The organism is Shewanella sp. KX20019 (assembly GCF_016757755.1).
Lineage (GTDB): Bacteria > Pseudomonadota > Gammaproteobacteria > Enterobacterales > Shewanellaceae > Shewanella.
Genome location: NZ_CP068437.1, coordinates 1,559,564 through 1,575,733, shown reverse-complemented (window position 1 = coordinate 1,575,733; position 16,170 = coordinate 1,559,564). Strand labels below are relative to the sequence as shown.

At 41.9% G+C, this 16,170-nt stretch carries 15 protein-coding genes; 4 read left to right on the top strand and 11 right to left on the bottom strand.

Annotated elements, in window-relative coordinates; genetic code table 11:
* Nucleotides 1-92 precede the first annotated feature (92 nt).
* Nucleotides 93-1,241, top strand: coding sequence for an L-threonine dehydrogenase (gene yiaY, locus JK628_RS06905; protein WP_202288756.1), 1,149 nt, complete (start codon nt 93-95; stop codon nt 1,239-1,241).
* Nucleotides 1,242-2,048: 807 nt separating this feature from the next.
* Here yiaY and JK628_RS06900 read toward each other — a convergent pair.
* The 6 genes from JK628_RS06900 to JK628_RS06875 all read right to left on the bottom strand — a co-directional run bounded on the left by JK628_RS06900 (nt 2,049) and on the right by JK628_RS06875 (nt 5,199).
* On the bottom strand, nt 2,049-2,381 hold the full coding sequence (locus JK628_RS06900) for a hypothetical protein (protein WP_202288755.1): 333 nt from the start codon (nt 2,379-2,381) through the stop codon (nt 2,049-2,051).
* Between the two features lie 153 nt (nt 2,382-2,534).
* On the bottom strand, nt 2,535-3,206 hold the full coding sequence (locus JK628_RS06895) for an RDD family protein (RefSeq protein WP_202288754.1): 672 nt from the start codon (nt 3,204-3,206) through the stop codon (nt 2,535-2,537).
* Between the two features lie 440 nt (nt 3,207-3,646).
* Nucleotides 3,647-3,892, bottom strand: a complete 246-nt coding sequence (locus tag JK628_RS06890) for a hypothetical protein (RefSeq protein WP_202288753.1) — start codon at nt 3,890-3,892, stop codon at nt 3,647-3,649.
* A gap of 125 nt (nt 3,893-4,017) precedes the next feature.
* The gene (locus JK628_RS06885) at nt 4,018-4,344 is read right to left on the bottom strand and encodes a hypothetical protein (RefSeq protein WP_202288751.1); all 327 of its coding nucleotides are present in this window, start codon (nt 4,342-4,344) and stop codon (nt 4,018-4,020) included.
* A 128-nt stretch (nt 4,345-4,472) separates the two neighbouring features.
* Nucleotides 4,473-4,823 (bottom strand): cupin domain-containing protein, encoded by a 351-nt coding sequence (locus tag JK628_RS06880; protein ID WP_202288749.1) that lies wholly within the window; start codon nt 4,821-4,823, stop codon nt 4,473-4,475.
* A gap of 115 nt (nt 4,824-4,938) precedes the next feature.
* Nucleotides 4,939-5,199 (bottom strand): hypothetical protein, encoded by a 261-nt coding sequence (locus JK628_RS06875; RefSeq protein ID WP_202288747.1) that lies wholly within the window; start codon nt 5,197-5,199, stop codon nt 4,939-4,941.
* Between the two features lie 131 nt (nt 5,200-5,330).
* On the opposite strand from JK628_RS06875, the gene JK628_RS06870 reads away from it, so the two are divergent.
* Nucleotides 5,331-6,485: an IS110 family transposase gene (locus JK628_RS06870; RefSeq protein WP_202288745.1), complete on the top strand. Its 1,155-nt coding sequence runs from the start codon at nt 5,331-5,333 to the stop codon at nt 6,483-6,485.
* Between the two features lie 565 nt (nt 6,486-7,050).
* On the opposite strand, the gene JK628_RS06865 is transcribed toward JK628_RS06870, so the two are convergent.
* The 5 genes from JK628_RS06865 to JK628_RS06845 all read right to left on the bottom strand — a co-directional run bounded on the left by JK628_RS06865 (nt 7,051) and on the right by JK628_RS06845 (nt 13,496).
* Nucleotides 7,051-7,326, bottom strand: a complete 276-nt coding sequence (locus JK628_RS06865; RefSeq protein ID WP_202288743.1) for a hypothetical protein — start codon at nt 7,324-7,326, stop codon at nt 7,051-7,053.
* Between the two features lie 107 nt (nt 7,327-7,433).
* A complete protein-coding gene (locus tag JK628_RS06860; RefSeq protein WP_202288741.1) occupies nt 7,434-7,823 on the bottom strand; it encodes a hypothetical protein in 390 nt (129 codons plus the stop codon).
* A 110-nt stretch (nt 7,824-7,933) separates the two neighbouring features.
* Nucleotides 7,934-8,326, bottom strand: coding sequence for a hypothetical protein (locus JK628_RS06855; RefSeq protein WP_202288739.1), 393 nt, complete (start codon nt 8,324-8,326; stop codon nt 7,934-7,936).
* A gap of 847 nt (nt 8,327-9,173) precedes the next feature.
* Nucleotides 9,174-12,326 (bottom strand): efflux RND transporter permease subunit, encoded by a 3,153-nt coding sequence (locus tag JK628_RS06850; protein WP_202288737.1) that lies wholly within the window; start codon nt 12,324-12,326, stop codon nt 9,174-9,176.
* Nucleotides 12,327-12,335: 9 nt separating this feature from the next.
* A complete protein-coding gene (locus tag JK628_RS06845; RefSeq protein WP_202288735.1) occupies nt 12,336-13,496 on the bottom strand; it encodes an efflux RND transporter periplasmic adaptor subunit in 1,161 nt (386 codons plus the stop codon).
* 550 nt (nt 13,497-14,046) lie between these two features.
* Here JK628_RS06845 and JK628_RS06840 point away from each other — a divergent pair.
* Nucleotides 14,047-14,409 (top strand): cytoplasmic protein, encoded by a 363-nt coding sequence (locus tag JK628_RS06840; protein ID WP_202288733.1) that lies wholly within the window; start codon nt 14,047-14,049, stop codon nt 14,407-14,409.
* Between the two features lie 410 nt (nt 14,410-14,819).
* A complete protein-coding gene (locus JK628_RS06835; protein WP_202288731.1) occupies nt 14,820-16,121 on the top strand; it encodes an NAD(P)/FAD-dependent oxidoreductase in 1,302 nt (433 codons plus the stop codon).
* Nucleotides 16,122-16,170: the final 49 nt, after the last annotated feature.

Genomic DNA, 16,170 nt, shown 5'->3' with positions numbered 1-16,170 from the left:
GAGCCAGATCACACCTTTAGCGCATCAGTGTTGGTACTTTAATTACCAGAAGATATAACAACTTTTAACATTAAGCGTAATAGGTGAATTTTATGGCTGCTAAATTTTTTATCCCATCTGTCAATGTCTTAGGCAAAGATGCGGTTACCGAAGCTATTGGTGATATCAAAACTCTTGGCTTTAAGAATGCTCTAATTGTTACAGACAAGCCTTTAGTTGAAATAGGCTTGGTTGCTCAAGTGACTGACAAGCTCGCAAGTAATGGTATTGCAGCAGTCGTATTCGATGGCGTGCAACCAAATCCAACAGTGGGTAATGTTGAAGCAGGCCTTGAGCTACTAAAAGCAAATGATTGTGATTTTGTCATCTCTCTTGGTGGCGGCTCTCCTCATGACTGTGCAAAAGGTATCGCATTAGTGGCAACTAATGGCGGCAGCATTAAAGATTATGAAGGTCTGGATGTATCTGCTAAGCCACAACTACCACTTGTAGCCATTAACACCACTGCTGGTACAGCTAGTGAAATGACACGTTTCTGTATCATCACTGATGAAACGCGTCATATCAAAATGGCCATTGTCGACAAAAACACCACGCCACTATTATCAGTTAATGACCCTGAATTGATGCTACTTAAGCCTGCAGGCTTAACAGCTGCCACGGGTATGGATGCATTAACTCACGCAATCGAAGCTTATGTGTCTATTGCTGCAAACCCAATCACTGATGCCTGTGCGATTAAAGCGATAGAGCTTATCCAAGGTAATCTTGTTGAGGCGGTTGAAAATGGCCAGAGCATTCAAGCACGTGAACAAATGGCTTACGCACAGTTCTTAGCGGGTATGGCATTTAACAATGCAAGCTTAGGCTATGTACATGCTATGGCGCATCAGTTGGGCGGCTTTTACGACCTTCCACACGGTGTATGTAACGCACTGTTATTGCCACACGTTCAAGCCTACAACGCACAAGTGGTACCAGAGCGCCTAAAAGATGTTGCTAAAGCGATGGGTGTGGATGTCATTGCCATGAGTGATGAAGAGGGCGCAGCAGCGGCGTTAGAAGCGATTAAAGCGCTTTCAGTTGCGGTCAAAATCCCAGAGAATCTTACTAAGCTAGGCGTTAAGGCTGAAGATATTCCTACGCTTGCAGACAATGCTCTGAAAGACGCCTGTGGATTTACCAACCCTAAACAAGCAACTCATGAAGAGATCTGTCAGATCTTTACGAACGCTTTATAGCGTTGAGTTTACAGCATTGATTTTATCGACAGTTACGCAGTTCAATTAGTTAAGTAAAAGGTGAACCGATAGCAAGCTTGTCAACACTCCCTTGGCAGTGCTTGCTATCTTTCATTGCACTTTTAATCAATGTAGATGCGCTTGCAATGTTCATCAACATAGAGAGACTGCAACTTGCTTTTTTTGACTGGCAGTTTGATTAAAAATCGACTTGCAGTAAAGGAGCGCGCTTTGTTAGATAAGCTTTTGGGATGTTTTCAGATATAAAAACATCTGAAATATCAGAAAAAAGCCGATAGACAGGCGATTTCACGTAGTTTCCGATGGCTTTACAAGATACAAATTGCTGCAATTGCGATATAATTAAAGAGTTCGCTTTTTCCCTGCAAAAGTTAAAGCAAGCTTAAGAGCCCACTCCTCGGAGTGGGCTTTTTCCTTTCTGGTAGCCCTTCCACTCAATGCCCCTTTGTATTAATGATTCAGTTCGGCCAGTATTCCGCCAGAAACAGCAAGCTCATGCATGGGGCTTTTACCGCAGTATCCATTCAGCGGCGCCGTTATCGGTAGACAATAAAGTATGAGCGATTCGATGAAGACTGGCGCCTTATAAAGAGTGAGCCAGTAACTATACAGTCGGATCAGTTTTAGAGCGCTGCAGGACAGAAATGTGTAAGAGCTCAGACTTTAGTTTATGCGTTTTTGATTAGAAAATGTATGGTAATCGAATACTCGACAATGCGCTAACTCATGGGCAAATAGTGTTTGGCAACCTAATAAGAACAGCCAAACAGTATTCACCCGGTTAAATTATTCGTTAGATGTTTTATGCGATATTACATTAACAATCAGCGCCTTGTCATTAATTAGCAGCTCAACAGTTTCAGCAGAAAGAAAGTTGTTATTTTTTTCTTTACCGGACATATCAGTCATTACGCCATCTGCTAAATATGTAACTGTGTCGATGTCTTTAATATTGAGATTATTTGATTTAAAGTGATTTACCAATAAAGCACTTAACGACTCAATTTTTAACTCTTTTATAGTTTCTATCGAATATGTTGTAACACCTTCGATAGACTCACTTGCTTGTATGTTAAGGCTGATACTGAATAAAAATATACTAATAATAATTGCTTTCATTTTAAGAGTTTCTTTCACTTTTGAATTACGGCACTACCAGAGTTAGTAATGCCAGTTTTCACCTAACAGCTTGATAAAACGTCAAATAAAGCCAAAATAGACATAGACATAGACATAGACTGCCATTGATAATCGTTCTTTTCTAACTATTTTCTATGTGCGTACTACAACTGTTTTACCAATGTAATCATGAATTGCCCTGCGTTTGTCGTTAAACAACATGGTTACAAACTCTGATACTCCCCAAACCATAGCTAGAATACCAAACCCTATAACAGCATAAGATAAACCTTCGGAGATTCTACCGGACATTTCTAATGACGTTGCTACTACTAAGATAATCAAAACCCATGAAATATTTAAAGTTAAACTAACTGACTCTCTGCGGAGTGCCTGTTTAACATTGATCTCAGTCTCAGTGTCATGGTTAAGGACCTTTACATCCATCAATATTTTTCCGAGCGTTTGACCAAAATAACCGTGCATAAAAATTACGTAAATTGCGAATTGAACACCATTTAAAGCTTGAAGGAATTTATCTTGAGCGCTGTATTCAACACCAAATATCAAACATTCAACATACAATATAATTGCGAATATAATGCCATCAACTGTAGCAGCCCAAAAGCGCCGCCAAAACGTTGAATATTTATCTACTTCTTGTTGCCTTTCTAGTTCTAATTTCCCTTCAGGACTATTCATCTTATTTGAAAGGGCCAAGTCAATTTCTTTTGCCCTTTCAGGGTATTTTTCTCTATTTATGTTATCTCTAACGTCATATAACTCATCTAGTGTGTAGTTTTTATAATTAGGACTAGAATCCATGTGCGTAACTCTCCTTGAGTACATGACGCCTATTTACGGGGCAGAAACAACTTAGCCAGCCATTGATAATCAACAACATAACTAGCATTCAAGCAGATATCAATACTTAGCATCTTTCAAATCATCAGTTGAAATATTTTCAATATAATATTATTAACAATAAATATAGCCACCCATAATAAATCAACCCTGTAGCGCTACAAACCAAAGCTTTCAACTCTCGCTGTTTCAATAGGCTCTACTCATGAGTCAAGGGCTTGGGCTAAAGATTGAAAGCCTTGAGTTTCAGCTATTTAAGAAGAAAATGTAGATATTCAGGCAAGGCTTGTGAACTCATAACGCCACTCTAAATAAGAGAACCATGTGCTGGTGGGCGATTTGCTCGGCAAGTGGCAGATAGCCTCGGTGAATCATAATTTAGGCGCTTGTTAGCTAGCAGATTACTCCTGACTATCCATAAAGGGGGATTCAACATGGTACTTGAATAGTCCATAGATAAAACTGCCAATATAAAATATTAAGAAAACCACAATGGAAGCTATAGCCAAACGCTGAATGACAACAGATATTGGGTCATCAGAACCTTTGAGAAAGCTACTAACAATGGCAATAAACATAGTCACTGCGAAAAGTGCTCCGCCCATCCTTAACGCATATATTGCTGCAAATTTAATGTAAAGTTTCAAAACTTAGTCCAATATCCTTTTGCTAGCTAACGCCCGCCTAACACCTACCGTGCTGGCATAATGTTTTTGCGGTGTTTGCTAAAACCATGACAGCTAACGGTGTCGTCGTTAAGGCACTTGTTAATTTACCCCCTAGCAATAACATTACCACTTCTATCTCTCCACCCATCAATCTCTGGTGTAGATAACAAATATGAGTGAAAATTCAGAACACCATGAGTCCTACGCACTCGCTCAGCCCAATATATCCCGATAATAAATCCAATGAGCAATGCACTGTATAAAATGTTCAATGCCACATCTGAATCTACAAACTCAAAACTGACCAAACTCAACATAGCAAGGATTGCCATAGGTGAAATAACTATTTGAATATACAGCCAGCCCACCATTAGGTAACCCAGGCCATACATATGCCATTCGAATGGTTTTCCCAAAATATCCCTAATCATTTTACTGACTCTTCCATAAGGTAATTAACGCCCTGTTAATAAGTGAACCTAGAGCTGGCGGGTGATTAGCGCAGCATATGGCATGACAGCCTTGGTGAGGCTAGATTTAGCAGCTTGTTATAAGCACACTACTCAACACTCATCTGTATGATTAACAACTCTATGTTCTCGTTTGAATCATTGACCAAACCATGCCCACCAAAAGGAGGGTTTTTAATCATATCTCCTTTTTTAACTCTATATTCTTGATCTGCAATAGTCATTGTTCCGCTGCCTTCAAGAATGATATACATCTCTTCATTGTTACCATGTTTGTGATAACCAACAGTAGAATTTGGCGGTATAATTTGCCTATCAATAAAATCGCATCCGCTGATGAAATCTGATTTACCCCAAATTTCATACAACTCTACAGCACCTTTTCCATCATGTGCTGAATTCTGAATTTGTTTCTCTGTCTCTAGAAAGTTGCGGATCATCTGAAAAAATTCCTTGTGCTTATAACGCCGTTTTAAGCGGCAAATTGCAGTTGGCTAAAATAAGTAAGGCAAGAACAAAAAGCCAACTGTAATTTGTCCGACTTGAAAACCCTTGTTAGGTGTTTTTACCACTAGGTAGTTTACCCTTAAGAGTGACATAACCTGATACATACACCCAAATAATAAAAACTGTAAAACTTATAAGACCTGAGAAAATAAAACCAAGACTAAAACCTGAGCTAGTAAAAATAGAATATTTAACTAAAGCAATTAAATATACGCCATAAACTCCAAACAAAAATAACGCACCAGTAAGGATTCTAAAAATAGGTCTCACAGAGTTTTGATGATTATTTTGTGAATCATTATTAGCCATATGCATCCCTTCGCCTTAAACACCTAGACATAATGACTCCCCACTAAAGATGCTGATCTCCAATCAATCGTGGGTTAGCTGAAAGCCAGAGCCATAATAGTTTTGTTAAAGAAACTAAATCGGAGATCAGCATGAATAAACATAACATACTTTTTATTGGCCTTGATACACATAAAGAATTTGTAGAAGTTGCTTATATTGAAGATCAAAGAGGAGCGCAAGCGGTTCATTTTGGGCGAGTTTCAAGTGCCAAAGCGTCTATAATCAAACTTGCTAGGCAGTTCCAATCTAAGTATCCAGAAGCGACCTTACACTTTGTATATGAGGCAGGGCCTTGCGGATATTGGATCTACCGCTTGCTGACAAGCTTAGGTCACTGTTGCTATGTCATTGCTCCTTCGCTTATTCCTAAAAAGCCTGGTGAGAAGGTTAAAACCGATAAACGTGATGCGCTTAAGTTAGCAAAGCTGCTCAAGTCCGAAGATCTGACCGCTATCTATGTTCCTGAGCCTGAAGATGAAGCAATCCGCGATCTATCTCGTGCTCGTGAAACTGCTATGAAAGATCTAAAAGACGCTAAATACCAGCTTAAAGCGCTTCAGCTTAGAAATAACATCAACTATAAGGGCACCGCTAATTGGTCGCTAAAGCACTTACGCTGGCTGACTGAACTGATATTGCCGCATCCTAGTCAACAGATTGTCTTGCAAGAATACTTACAAACCATTTCGGAGCGGATCGCGAGGCTAAAACGGCTAGACAATGAACTTGAACATCACGTTAAAAAGTGGCGTTACTATCCGGTCGTCAAAGCCATACAAGCATTACGTGGAGTGAGGTTATTAGTTGCAGCAGGGGTCATTGCTGAGTTAGGCGATCTAACTCGCTTTGATCATCCTAGAAAGTTAATGAGCTATGTTGGCTTAGTGCCTTCAGAGCACTCGAGTGGCGGCAAGCGGCATGTGGGTGCGATAACGAAATGCGGCAATGGTCGAGCAAGGCGGTTATTAGTCGAAGGGGCTCACTCCTATCGCTACCCCGCTAAGATCTCAACCGAGATGCAAATAAGACAAGAAGGTTTACCGAAAGATATTGTTGATATCGCATGGCAAGCGCAGTTAAGGCTATGTCGTCGATATCAAAAACTCATGCACAAGGGCAAACATAACAACGTAGTCGTGACAGCCATTGCCAGAGAAATGATTGCTTATATTTGGGCTATTTCACGAGAAGTGGTACTGACAAAAGTTAATCCCAAACTACGGTTATCGAGAGTACCTGCATGATAAACGATTTTGAGCTAATACAGTGGGTCAAGCATCGGATGTGACACGATCACCGAGGGCGTTAGGATGGCAATGCGGTTAGCTCCGTATTGAACCACGAACATAGACTGAAGACAGGTGTCACGACGGATTATGTAAGGTAGGCGCTGCTTATTGAAAGATAAGTAATCCACGGATATCAGCATGACAACCGACGAAATTACTTGCTTCATCGACTGTGTTAGCTCAATCCAATTTGGATGAGAAGAAAAGATAAAGGCTTAAGTATTTAGGCCGGTATCGTCATGTTCTGCTTGACGTGGGGAGTCATACCAACGCCCCGCTAAGGGGAAATTTGTAGCTGGCTAACATGTTTAACAGAGTGAAAACAGCCAACTGTAAACTTTCCCTCTTAAGCGCCTTTTATGGATAATAAACCCACCTAATTACACTTGTTTATACATTCAATAACTCAATCATCGGAGGTTGGTCACTAACAACATTCATACAACCATTTGAAGTAGCTATGAAATATTCTCTATTTTTACAAGCGTCGGTAAAATCCATAACTGCTTTATGTCGTGGTTCACCATTCGACCATCCACCATCCACCATTTAATATTTGATAAACATGATAACGTGAAGAAAATAAATCTGTTTTCCAATAATATGAAAGATCAGCCTCATCGAGGTACCTGTAAGCCATAGACAACTCAAAGCTAAGTTTAAGCCACATATCTTTGCCTAGTTCATCTTTCGATTCAATGATGATGAAAAGTCCATTCGCTGAATCATTTATTGATTCGATATCACTTTCAAATCTCTCATGAAAATAGAGAGAGCCTAACTCTTCGACTTCCACAAAACTATCCCTGAATGTATAACGCCCAATTAAGCGGACTAAAACTGTTGGCTAAAATGTTGAGGGACGAAAACCGCCAGCTGTTTTTTGCCCTTATTAATAGCTTTTTATGTAGTATTTCTAGTTTTACCACGAAAATATCCACCAATGAATATTGCTACTAAAATAGACATTATAGACATAGGTAAATCAATAACCCATGTTGGTGAAATATATACTGTTTGCATAAGTACAGAAACAATGGCAGTAGATACGACATAGCTTATTATTACAGATATTAAAAGATGCAATAAAACTTTTGACTTTTGTGTTTTAGCAAATAGAGTAAGGATAGTTGACCCAACAATAAATGAAGGAAAATTAAAATAAAGTAACAAGTCACGCCCTGCTTGTTTATCTAAATTATCAGCTCCAATGAACAAAGTAGTTAACATACTCAATAAAGTGAGTGCTACAAAGTGGAAAGCTGAAAGCTTTATTATTCTCGACCAGTTCAATATGCTTCCTTGCTACATAACGCCCCATTAAGGGCCTGATAATGCTTGGCTAAACTGTATAGCGGAGCGAAACTGAGCCAAGCTTTAGCAGTCCCGTCTTAATTGGCGTGTTATGAGTTTGATTGGCGGTAAGCTGTGCCACTCAATGCCGCATGCATCCACGCAATAGTACAAAGTAATTCCCGTCCTTCGTATGACTCTTTACTAAACCCCGAGTTTGGTAAAACTTGTGTCGTTAGTTCAGTTATTTTTTTATTTATACCTTTAGGCTCTACTTCATGAGCCATGTCATTACGTATAGAATTTAATTTTTTAAGCGCTATCCATATTGAATCAGGTAATTCCTTTCGTGTTAATGCCCAACACAAATTTAATTTTTGGTTAAACATCATTCTTTTTTCAACTTTTAGACCTAAAGGATTGTAATCAGATAATTTGACCTTAATTAAATCACTTAGAAACTCTTCAATTAAAAGATGCCCTTTAAGTAAAGTTAATTCCATTCCTAGATCCGTAGGCATTAAATTCATAAATCTAATCGTACGTTCTGCTAACTCAGTTTGTGACACCATAGGAAAACTCATAACAGCTTAATCATTAGTCGCTCGATAACGTTCTTAGCAACTCGTTAATTTCTTAACAAACTATCACTGCTAAGGCATTACTGTAAATAGATAATTTCTAAATCGAAGCGACAGAAATCACCTCGTCGGCAGCGGAGAAAGAGAGCCTAGGGTGTTCAATGGGTCCGTGTATCATTTTTTAACATTCGTCATAAGATTAATTCTTATAGGCTTTGTTAGATGTTAAAAAATTATCGATGCCTAGCAGGACAGTTTTTGGCATCTTTATTTGCACCATCCTTGGCCGCTCTGCGCTTTAATCTGAGCTCCATGGATTGAGGGAGTGCCGAATTCTGTATGGAACAGAATTGGCCATGAAACCAAATGCCTCAACTGCATCCGCACAGGGTTATAAAAGCGTAAATACTTAGCACTTGTGTTTTAAGTTTTATCTGTTTTCTCGTAAACGTCTGAGCTTAAAAATATTTCAATAAACTCTGAGAATCAAATCTTCCCCGTTGGAAATTTCGTTTCTCAGAAATTTCACCGTGACGCTGCAGGATTGACTCTTATGGAAGCAAGAGCGGGTTAAGCACCACGACGTTTCTTTTTATAAATAAAAATACACAATATGATAGCTTCAACATTTAGACTAAATCGGTATGGGCCAGTGAGCCAGTAACTCCCGCTCACTCCATACTTAACCAATAAAAAGGCCTGCAACAATGCAGGCCTTCATTAATTCAAAATGTACTTGAAACGGACTTAGACACTAAGGCTTAAGAGCTTAACCCTTTACCTCTTCGCTCTTAAGTTCTTCCTCTTTAGGTTCTGCTTTACCTTTAAACTTTTCACGTAACGTTTGCATCATCACGTAGAAAACAGGCACAAGCAAGGTACCAACGATAGTGGCCGCTAACATACCACCGAACACCGAATAACCTAGTGCTCGGCGACTACCGGCGCCCGCGCCTGTGGCTACAACTAAAGGTAGTACCCCGAGTAAGAACGAAAAAGCGGTCATTAATACTGCTCGGAAACGCAGTCTCGCAGCCGTTTCACCGGCATCCAAAATACTCTTACCCTCCTCTCTTAACTGCTTGGCAAACTCAACAATTAAGATAGCGTTCTTACAGGCCAAGCCTATCAACAACACCAAACCAATCTGGGCGTACAAGTTGAGCTCAGCACCCACCAGCCAAATATTAAGAAACGCTCCTAATATCGCAATCGGCACGGCAAGCATCACCGCAAACGGAATGGTCCAACTCTCGTACTGAGCTACCAAAAATAGATAGGTAAAGACCAAGGCTAAGGCAAAGATAAGTGGCGCTAAGTTACCCGCTTTAATCTCTTGGTATGTCTGCCCAGTCCATTCATAGGTATAGCCTGTAGGTAAGCTCTGAGAGGCTGCTCGTTCCATAGCGAGAATCGCATCACCGGAACTATAGCCTGGTGCAGGAAAGCCGTTAATCGTGGTAGAACTAAACATATTGTATGAGTTCATCACGTCTGGTCCCAATATTGGCGTCACTGTCACCAAGGTACTCAGTGGCACCATTTCACCGGATGAAGAACGCACATAAAAGCGGGCAATATCCCTATCGGAATTTCGGTATTCACCTTCCGCCTGCAATATCACTCTAAAGACCTTACCGAAGCGGTTAAAGTCATTGACATACATCGACCCCAACATAGTCTGCATGGTGGTGAAGATCTCATTAAGCGGTATGCCTAATGCCTTTGCCTTGTCGCGGTCAACATCGACAAACATTTGCGGCACATCGGCGCGGAAATTACTAAATGACATGGCAATTTCAGGCTGCTCGTTCGCTTTCATTATAAGCGCACGCATCACCGATGCTAGCTCCTGCGGGCTACGACCTTGAGTGTCTTGTAGTACAAACTCAAAACCACCTACACTACCTACACCTGGTATTGGCGGCAGTGAGAAAGCCATTGCTTTAACAGATGGATTCGCCGCGTATTTGGCTTGCAGTTTTGCCACAATCGCATGCTCAGCCATATCAGCTGACTCACGCTCAGCCCAGGTCGATAGCGTGACAATCATCAAACCGCCGTTTGAAGTAACCGATCCAGATAAAATACTAAAGCCACTGGCATGGATCACGTTTTCAACGCCCGGCTCTGCCAGCGTTAACTCCACCAATTCACGCATGACATCTTCGGTACGGTTAAGTGATGCACCATCAGGAAGCTGAATATCAACCATAAAGGCTTTCTTGTCCTCCATCGGCACAAAGCCCGATGGTAAGATTTTTGCTAAACCGCCAGTCGCTGCTAACAGTGCGATAAAGACCACTAGCACCAACACCAGCTTGCGGGTGAGTACATGAACTAGTTTGGTGTATTTGCCAGTGAAAATATTAAAGTGCTTATTGAACTTAGCGTGGAAACCTTGGGTATGATCTTTCGGTGCTCGCAGTACAGAGGCGCATAATGCCGGACTTAGCGTCAATGCATTAACTGATGAGATAAGTACCGATATACAGATGGTTACCGAGAACTGAGCATACATTTGCCCGGTGATCCCAGGCATCACTGCCGTAGGTGCAAATACCGCTAACAGCACTAAGGTCGTCGCTATAATCGGTCCGGTGACCTCTTTCATCGCCTTAGAAGTCGCTTCTTTCGGTGACAAGCCTTCGTCTTGCATTAAACGCGTTACGTTTTCTACCACCACAATGGCATCATCAACCACAATACCAATGGCTAAGATAAGCGCGAATAGCGACACCGTATTAATGCTCATGCCGGAGATCAACAAGAAGGCAAAGGTACCAATCAAAGAAACTGGGATCGCAATCCCGGGGATCAAGGTTGAACGAACATCCTGCAAGAAAATAAACACTACAAAGATAACCAAGGCAACTGAGATAAACAGCGTTTGCACCACCTCTTTAATCGAGGTTTCTACAAACTCTGTGGTGTCATATAGCACTTCGTACTCAAGATCTCTTGGAAAGTTAGCCGCTAGGCTATCCATCTGCTGTCGAATGCCCGCCGCCACTTCTAAGGCGTTAGCATCCGGTGACTGGTAGATAGAGATAATCGCTGACGGTTTGTTGTTGAGCCTGCCTTGGGCGTCATAGGTTTGTGAGCCTAGCTCAACACGAGCCACATCGCCGACTATAACTTTTGAGCCATCTTCATTAGCTCGGACCACAACATCCGCAAACTCTTTCGGATTCTTAAGTCGTCCTTTGGTCTGCAGCGTATATTGGAACTGCTGCTCAGGATCGACTGGCGCAGCACCAATACGCCCCGCAGCGACTTGAATATTTTGCTCTTGCAATGCCGCGATAACATCGGTGGCTGTAATCGAAAAGCTGGCCATTTTATCGGGATCAAGCCATATTCGCATTGCGTAATCGAGTGCACCAATAATCTGTACTTTCGATACGCCATTCTGACGCGCTAAGGCATCTTTTACATTCAGGCCCGCATAGTTAGTAATAAACAGTGAATCAAAGGTTTCTTTAGGAGAAACAAGGTTGACCACCATCAAAATATTGGGGCTCTGTTTCTCAACTTTCACCCCCTGCCTTTTCACCTCTTCAGGCAATCTCGGCATGGCTTGCTGCACCCGGTTTTGTACTTTTACCTGTGCCATATCGGGGTCGGTACCGACCTCAAAGGTCACATTGAGTGAATAGCTACCGTCGTTGGCACTCTTTGACTCCATATACAACATGCCTTCAACGCCGTTCACCTCAGCTTCTAACGGCTGGGCGATGGTGTCTTTGACAATATTGGCACTGGCGCCAGAGTAACTGGTCGACACACTCACTTGCGGTGGCGCAATCTCAGGAAACTCAGCCACTGACAAGATTGGGATTGATATAAGCCCCACCAAAGTCAGTACGGTAGAGATCACAAAGGCAAACTTAGGCCTATTGATGAAGAATTCACTAATCATAGCAAGCCTCTACTTAGTTTCATTTGCGTCTTGGAAAGGAACAATCTCTTGTTCGACCGCGTTCACTTCAATACCGGGGCGGATTTTTTGTAGCCCGTCAACAACGATACGGTCACCACCATCTAAACCACTCAGCACACGCCATTTAACCCCAAATCGTTCGCCAAGCTCGACGATACGCTTCTCAACTTTATTCTGTTCGTTAAGCACCATGACAAAACGACCTTGTTGATCTTCTTGTACAGACGCCTGTGGGATTAATAACGCTTGCTCTTTAATGGGCGATTCGATAATCAAGGTGACAAACATGCCTGGCAGCATAAAATTATCTGCATTCTTAAAAGTTGCACGAATAGGTAGGGTGCCAGTCGCGGGATCAACCTTGTTGCTGACAAAATCGATGTAACCTGACTCTTTATGCATGGTCGCATTCGGCAAACGCAGATTAATCACAATATCTTGGATCTTAATATCTCGTGATAGCGCTTTAGAAAAACTCTGTTGTGCACTAATTAACGCTCTTTCGGCGACCTGAAAGTTAACCCACATTGGCTGCAGTTGAACTAAGTTCGCCATATCTGATTGCGGGCTAATGATGTCACCAGTACTGACTTTAGCATTACTAATTCGACCTGAAATAGGGGCATAGATGTTGGTATAACTGAGCTGTAACTCTGCAGCACTCACCGCAGCCTCGGCTTGCACAACCCCGGCGGCTGTAGTCAGCTTACGCGAAGTTAGTTCATCCATGTCCTGGGCACTGATCATGCCATCAGGCAATAAGCGACGACCACGTTCCCAATTCATTACCGCCACATCTCTAGAGGCTACCGCTTGCTTCAATACCGCTTTTTGCTGAGCCAACTCAGCAACATAGGTTGCAGGGTCGATCTCAAACAGCAAGTCCCCTTGAGTAACATCGTCTCCCTCGATGAAAGAGCGCTTAAGCAGTTGCCCCTGAATTTGCGATTTAATGGTCACATCTTCAGATCCCCTAGTTCGGCCAACAATTTCAGTTTTAGACTGGATGTCTTCCATCTTTGCAGTGCTAACAATCACACTCGGCAACGCCGCCGCTTGAGGTGCTGGAGCCTCACCACAGCCGGTGGCAATAATACTAATGCACACTATGGCTAGCAGTTTTAGCTTTGAAACTGTTGAACAGGCCATTTAAGCCTCCTGGAGGGTTGGGGATTGGATTACTTTATTGTGAAATTATAAGCATATACTGCCCTTCATATAAACCTTTTTACATATTTGCAGCATTGTTTCTACACAAGCAAATCGCTTAACTCGCATATTCCTAAAAAAACAGCAGCAAATAGCCAACAAAAGCACGTCATTAAATTAACTGATGCTTTATCAGTCAAAGTGACCTTTGTCGAGGTTGTCAGAGGTAAAAGTGGGAGCTAGAGCAAGTTTATTGGAGTTGATGTCATGGTAAAAAATACTCAGAGCAACTAAGTTTTAGCTAGGCTTTAAAATTAGCAAGAGTTGTGGTTTCAATAGCAGTCCAATAATGATACAAATATTGTAGCTCTTTTACGTTACTATCTATAACAGCATGACACGTAAGCTATTATTAGATTGAATGACCAAAGTTAAAACTTAATTGTTAATGTTAGACACATACAGTACGCACAGGCCAACACGATTTGTTGACCAGAATAAAAAACAGTGCCCAATATGGCATCCGTTACAGCGAACAGGTAGGTAATTTATGACAGCAATTTCCCACGTTTATAACTATACAGTCCGATGCCCTCAAATAAAGGATCCCTCTCATCCAACAAGCTGGCTAAACCATATTGAGATTAACCGTTCATGTGAAATCGCACTCGACAGAATCACCAAATGGCACGGCCATTCAGGCACTCGATTGTTTGAGCATGAGGGTCTTGTTGTTAGAGAAGCGGAACAAGAGCAAGCCTACTTTTCGATGAAGAATGACCGCCTTAGAGATGACATACATGTACTGGCAACCTTTAAAGTCTTTATGGATAACAAAACCAAAGACGCATCAGTACAAGAGATAATGGAACACATTATCGATGATTATAAATCTCGCTTAAGCAAACTGTAATCATTAGCAGGCATGTTCTAACAGTTAGAGCATGCCGCTAACTTCAATTGATATAAACCCAACCCAGTTCACATTTCTAAGCATTAATACCCCTCCCAGATCACAGTTATCGACCCTCTGCCATTGTCACCAGCTGACTAAAACGCCAAAACCAAAACTACAAAATACATACGAAACAGCAACATAACGACGAAAAGATGACATTTATCGCTTCAGGCGACACTTATTGAATCAATTGCCGTTTTTCAAGCTCACTGCTACAATTTACTGTGTTTATAGTTATTACTTTTCTAATTACAAAACAGTGGAAAGCACACCTAAAAACAACTTAAACAACAAGTTAGTTCACTCGCCTGATATCTAAAGCTCTATTTTACTTACTACTTTATTAATTCAAGGATTGTAAACTCATGCATAAAATGGCAAATATTGTCATCGTCGGTGGCGGCGCTGGTGGAATGGAAATTGCGACTAAGCTTGGTCACCAGTTAGGGCGAAAAGGCAAGGCCAGAGTCACTCTAATTGACTGTGCAGAGAGCCATATTTGGAAACCTCTTTTGCATGAGGTAGCAACGGGTGCATTGGATATCGGCATTGATGCTATTAGCTACCGTGGTCACGCTGCAGGCCATGGCTACCACTTTCAACAAGGTGCAATGACCGAGATTGATAGAGAAGCAAAACAGGTCATTTTGGCGCCTATCACCGATGAGCAAGGTGAAGAGTTATTACCAGCCCGCCGTATCGATTATGACTATCTCGTCATCGCCATCGGCAGTATCGCTAATGATTTCAATATTGACGGTGTACGCGACAACTGCGTCTTCTTAGATAGCACTGAGCAAGCTATGGAGATCCGCACCATATTGCTCAATAAATTTATGCGCTACGCCAGCCATCACCAACTCGATGAAAAAATAAAAATCGCCGTCGTTGGTGCGGGGGCAACAGGTGTAGAGATGTCAGCAGAGATGCACCATGCGGTCGATCAGCTACGCGGATTTGGCTACAAAATTGATAGTAGCTTACTTGAAATCACCTTGATTGAAGCGGATAAACGCATCCTTCCTAAAGTCGAAAAGGCTGAGATCTCGGCCTCTGTCGCCAAAGAGCTAACAGCAATCGGCGTCAATGTGATGACCAATACTCGGATCAATCAGGTCACAACAGAGGGGCTGCATACCTCTGAAGATCAATTCATTCCATCGGATATGGTGATCTGGTCAACGGGTGTTAAAGCACCTGACTTTTTAAAAGATATAGGTGGATTAGAGAGCAACCATATCAATCAAGTGATGGTACAGCAAAATATGCAAACCAGCCGTGACCCTGCTATTTTCGCTATCGGCGATTGTGCAGCTTGCCCACAAGAGGATGGCAGCTGGGTGCCGCCACGAGGCCAATCGGCACGCCAAATGGCACTGATGACTGCAGACAATATAAAGTTACTGTTAGCGGGTAAACCGGCATCAAACATATATGTATATAAAGATCTTGGGGCACTGGTAAACCTGTCTAAGTTCCACACCGTTGGTAATTTGATGTCGTTCATTGGCGGCGGCGTGATGGTAGAGGGTAAGATTGCTCGCTTTGTCTATACCTCGTTATATAGAAGACACCTTATTGAGCTGCACGGCCCAGTTAAAGGTACCTTGCTAATGCTAGCAAAAGGCATTAGCCGCATTATTCATCCGCACCTAAAACTGCATTAACCAGTTTTTTACAAGCTGGATCCATTAGGTAATTGCTGGCATAGTGGCG

Bases quoted from the DNA above. Each gene is read 5' to 3' on its own strand.
- yiaY (WP_202288756.1), top strand. From the start codon at position 93: ATGGCTGCTAAATTTTTTATCCCATCTGTCAATGTCTTAGGCAAAGAT.
- JK628_RS06900 (WP_202288755.1), bottom strand. From the start codon at position 2,381: ATGAAAGCAATTATTATTAGTATATTTTTATTCAGTATCAGCCTTAAC.
- JK628_RS06895 (WP_202288754.1), bottom strand. From the start codon at position 3,206: ATGGATTCTAGTCCTAATTATAAAAACTACACACTAGATGAGTTATAT.
- JK628_RS06885 (WP_202288751.1), bottom strand. From the start codon at position 4,344: ATGATTAGGGATATTTTGGGAAAACCATTCGAATGGCATATGTATGGC.
- JK628_RS06880 (WP_202288749.1), bottom strand. From the start codon at position 4,823: ATGATCCGCAACTTTCTAGAGACAGAGAAACAAATTCAGAATTCAGCA.
- JK628_RS06875 (WP_202288747.1), bottom strand. From the start codon at position 5,199: ATGGCTAATAATGATTCACAAAATAATCATCAAAACTCTGTGAGACCT.
- JK628_RS06870 (WP_202288745.1), top strand. From the start codon at position 5,331: ATGAATAAACATAACATACTTTTTATTGGCCTTGATACACATAAAGAA.
- JK628_RS06855 (WP_202288739.1), bottom strand. From the start codon at position 8,326: ATGGAATTAACTTTACTTAAAGGGCATCTTTTAATTGAAGAGTTTCTA.
- JK628_RS06850 (WP_202288737.1), bottom strand. From the start codon at position 12,326: ATGATTAGTGAATTCTTCATCAATAGGCCTAAGTTTGCCTTTGTGATC.
- JK628_RS06845 (WP_202288735.1), bottom strand. From the start codon at position 13,496: ATGGCCTGTTCAACAGTTTCAAAGCTAAAACTGCTAGCCATAGTGTGC.
- JK628_RS06840 (WP_202288733.1), top strand. From the start codon at position 14,047: ATGACAGCAATTTCCCACGTTTATAACTATACAGTCCGATGCCCTCAA.
- JK628_RS06835 (WP_202288731.1), top strand. From the start codon at position 14,820: ATGCATAAAATGGCAAATATTGTCATCGTCGGTGGCGGCGCTGGTGGA.